The organism is Mesorhizobium waitakense (assembly GCF_056431085.1).
In genome coordinates, this window is record NZ_JBWKME010000006.1 from 1 (window position 1) to 3,474 (window position 3,474).

A 3,474-nucleotide genomic window follows, 5' to 3' on the forward strand; every position below is an offset into this window, starting at 1 on the left:
GCGCTTCAGATCTTGTCGTCGTTTATCAGCGGGTTTCGACCGTCTTCGACAGCGACTGCTCGCAAGCTGGCGCCGTGCCGATAGGCCAGGCAAGAACAGTGCGCCGCGGGCTCCGCTCATACACCCTCAACCAGATGGCATTGTTGTGCCGATACGAGATCCTGCGACCGGGCCATGTGATCTCGCCGGTAGTCGCCGCTGCCCTCTGCATGAATCCGCGAAGCATGCTGACGATCAATCAGGCGAGGAAGGTCGATGCCTTGAAGCAGGGATCACATGCCTTTGTCCTGATGCGCAGCCTTGCCATGCGATTTCGCGGCATCCTTCGGAGCCGTGAATCGAGCAAGCTCGACATGTGGATTGACGAAGCGGTCAACTCAGGGCTCTCCTCGATCGTCCGGTTCGCGCGGGTCCGGCGCCGAGACATCGCCGCCGTCCGCAACGCCGTCGAATTACCCTGGAGCAATGGCCAGGCGGAAGGCCAGATCAACCGCCTGAAGACGATCAAACGTGCGATGTATGGCAGAGCTGGCCCGGAGCTCCTGAGAGCACGCATGCTGCCGCTCAACAATTCTTATCACCACACAAAGTGAGGAAGACCCCATTTAAGATGCTATGGGGCTGGCGGCGAAGGTGGCACTTTCGGCGCTTCCAACCAACCCGATGGAGAGCCCCATGCCGCAATCAAACGATCTGAGCCGGTNNACCACCTGAAGAAGCTGGCGCCCGATGAGGATGGGTTGCTGCGGCTCCTGCATCGCTGGCGCGAGGAAGCGGCCCAGGCGGAGCGCGAGATCGAACGCATCGTTGTCGCCTTCGAGGCGGGGCGTGACGGTTTTTGGCTGGCGCGCTGGCTCAGGTCGCGCGGCATCGAAGCCTATGTCATGCATCCATCGAGCGTCGCCGTGTCACGTGAGCACCGGCGTGCGAAGACTGATCGCCTCGACACGGAGTTGCTGATGCGCGCCTTCCTCGGCTGGCTGCGCGGAGAAAAGCGCCACTGCAGCATGGCGGCTATTCCGACCATCGAAGAGGAAGACGCCAAGCGGCCGAACCGCGAGCGGGAAAAGCTGGTCTGCGATCGCACGCGCATCGTCAACCGCATGAAGGCGGCGCTCGCGCGCCTGGGAATTCGTGGGTTCAATCCGACGTTGCGCAAGGCGGAGGAGAAGCTTGCTGCGTTGCGCACGGCGGAAGGCTCCCCTCTCCCTGAAAATACCCAGGCTGAGTTTCGCCGCGACATGGCCCGGCTGCGTCTGGTGCGCGAACAGATCAAGGCCATCGAGCAGGAACGCCTGCGCAAGCTGGAGACGGCCTCGGCCGTCGAGAAGGGACCTCACGCGATGGTTCGCCTGATCTCGAGCGTCATCGGCGTCGGCGTCGAAACCGCGGATATGCTCGTCAACGAGATTCTGTCACGCCGTCTCCGGGATCGAAAGGCGGTCGCCCGCTATGCCGGCCTCACCGGCTCTCCGGATGAGAGCGGCGCGCGACGGCGCGAGAGAGGCCTCGCAAGAGCCGGCAATGCCCGGGTACGGCGCGGGATGATCCAACTGGCCTGGCGCTTTCTCCGGTTCCAGAAGGATAGCGCTTTGGCGCAGTGGTTTCGGAAGCGCACCGAGGATGGTCGGGGCGGCACGCGCAAGACCATGATCGTGGCCGTCGCGCGGCGCCTGCTCATCGCGCTCTGGCGCATGGCCACCATGGGCGAGATCCCGCAGGGCGTCGCAGTGCGGTCCGCTGGATAACGAAGAAGAGGATCAAGCTATCGGGGCCTGACGCGCCAACAGCGCCAGACTCCCAACGATCCGAGGCGGTGGCGAACCGGCACTGCACATGGGCTTTGCACCGTAATTAAGAATGGTCCCGCCGCCCCGGAGCCTTGCTCGCGATGCGCATTACTGCATCATGGCTGGGTCAAAGCACCCGCCGCATACAAGTACGCGAGAGCATTGTCTCGCCACGCGCAGGCTCCCTCGGTATCGACGTCCGCGATCGATAAGCCAGCGGCGGCTGCTTCTGTCGCGGATGGAGCAGCTGCCCTAAACGCAAACGAGGCCCAATGAATGGACGCAAAAAAGACCGTTGACAAAAACATCCCCATACAAGTGAAGTACGACAGAGCCGCGGATCATCGTCCCTTGAGCGACCAGCGCGCCGGTGCGGTCAAGGCAGGTTGGCGCCTGTTTCTCGGATGGCATCATAGCGCCGCCAGCCGAATGGGCCCTTGACCACATCCGTTCACCTTCGTTACTCGTCTTTGTCGCCGGCCTGGCAGCGGTCGCTCATTTGGCGCGCAGCCCAAGGATATCTCGCGCTTCCTTAGGTGTCGCCGGCTCATGCCCGAGAATATCGATTAGCTGCCGAGCGCGCTCCACAAGCTGTCCGTTGGTAGCGAAAACGCCTCGTCGTAGATATAGATTGTCTTCAAGGCCTACGCGGATGTTACCTCCAAGCAAGACGGACTGTGCTGCGATAGGATACTGGTTTCGCCCCGTCCCGAGAGCGCCCCAATGAGCCCGCTCCGGCAATAAGCCTCTCATGTAAGCAACTGTGTCAGGCGTCGCCGGTGCATTCCACTTCACGCCTAGGACAAATTGAAAGATCGGGTCTTCGGTGATTAAGCCTTCAGCGATTAACTGATGCGCAAAGCCGATATCGCCACCTTCAAATACTTCAATTTCTGGCTTGACGCCGAGCTCCTTGAAGCGCTTCGCTATCGCCCGCAGCGTGCGCGGCGTATTTAGGTAAACGTACTCATCTTCGCCGTCGCCCTGATTTGATGTCGTGACATCGAGAGACGCAATGTCCGGCCGACACTCTTCAATATGCGCATATCTAATTTCGGGTGGCGCCATCGTCGTGCCAACTGCGGCGCGCGATTCATCTTCAGGGTCGGGCACAAACCGCGCATTTCCGCCGCAGGTGAGGTTTAAAATGACATCGTCTGACGACTGGCGAATCCTATCAGAAACTTCCTTGAACAGATCAACATCGTAAGAGGCTGCGCCGGTTGCGGGATCTCGCACATGAACATGAACTATCGCTGCGCCAGCGCGTGCGGCTTCAATGGCTGAGTCGGCGATTTCCTTGGGGGTAATCGGAAAACTTGGGTGATCGCGATTGTATTTTGATCCGCCCGTGACCGCGCAGGTGATTACGATCTTGCGAGTGCCGAATGGCGTGATTGGCATAAAACTAGCCCCTGTGCTGCTGACGCCCGACAGTAAGACCGATTTCTGAAACAGCGCCACCGCTGTTGAGTTATGACATTCAACTAGTCGTTATGCTGGCGAGGGGCATGAGAAGATTAATAGATTAGAGTCGGACTCGAAAAGGCTTCAACAATATCCGTATCTTGCAAGCCGTCTTGTAAGTGTCTGCTCCAAAAAGAAGTGAGTGATTTCAGCGGGTTGTGATTCTGTCGGATTGCTGAGATTCGACGGAGATCATGATGCCCTGGACCGAAACCAC

At 59.7% G+C, this 3,474-nt stretch carries 2 protein-coding genes and 1 pseudogene; 2 read left to right on the forward strand and 1 reads right to left on the reverse strand.

Annotated elements, in window-relative coordinates:
- Together AC07FD_RS00535 and AC07FD_RS00540 are read left to right on the forward strand one after the other, a co-directional pair.
- On the forward strand, positions 1-593 hold a 593-nt coding region (locus AC07FD_RS00535), incomplete at its 5' end, for a transposase (protein WP_478348208.1).
- Between the two features lie 117 nt (positions 594-710).
- Positions 711-1,748 (forward strand): annotated as a pseudogene (locus AC07FD_RS00540) (IS110 family RNA-guided transposase); the annotation flags it as partial.
- 537 nt (positions 1,749-2,285) lie between these two features.
- Here the strand turns inward: AC07FD_RS00540 and AC07FD_RS00545 are convergent.
- A complete protein-coding gene (locus AC07FD_RS00545; RefSeq protein ID WP_478348209.1) occupies positions 2,286-3,194 on the reverse strand; it encodes a beta-keto acid cleavage family enzyme in 909 nt (302 codons plus the stop codon).
- Between the last annotated feature and the right edge of the window lie 280 nt (positions 3,195-3,474).

Coding starts and splice junctions, on each gene's coding strand:
- AC07FD_RS00545 (WP_478348209.1), bottom strand. CDS start 3,194: ATGCCAATCACGCCATTCGGCACTCGCAAGATCGTAATCACCTGCGCG.